Annotated in this window: 1 protein-coding gene; it reads left to right on the forward strand. The window is 47.2% G+C overall.

Annotation, left to right across the window (positions count from 1 at the left end):
- Positions 1-400 (forward strand): thiamine pyrophosphate-binding protein (locus OM074_RS21725; protein ID WP_494515700.1); only part of this gene is annotated, 400 nt, incomplete at both ends.

Consider the following 400-nt stretch of genomic DNA (forward strand, 5'->3'; position numbering starts at 1 on the left):
CTTGGACAAGGGCATACCATGGCAGTAGGGGCAGCTATCGCAGAAAAGTTCCTGAAAGAGAGATTTGGCGAATGGATGTCTCACGATATCTATACCTTTATCTCGGATGGTGGTATTCAGGAAGAGATTTCGCAGGGAGCCGGCCGTATTGCAGGATATTTAGGGTTGAACAACCTGATCATGTTCTATGATTCAAACGATATCCAGTTATCAACAACAACAGATGCGGTAACCGTAGAGGATACAGCAAAGAAATATGAGGCCTGGGGATGGGCTGTGATGACTATCGACGGTAACAATGCCGGTGAGATCCGCAAGGCCCTGGAAGCAGCCAAAGCAGAAACAGAAAAGCCGTTCCTTATCATAGGAAAAACCATCATGGGTAAAGGCGCTGTTGCAG

Origin of the sequence: Plebeiibacterium marinum (genome assembly GCF_026013615.1) — a bacterium.
Taxonomy (GTDB): domain Bacteria; phylum Bacteroidota; class Bacteroidia; order Bacteroidales; family Marinilabiliaceae; genus Saccharicrinis; species Saccharicrinis marinus_A.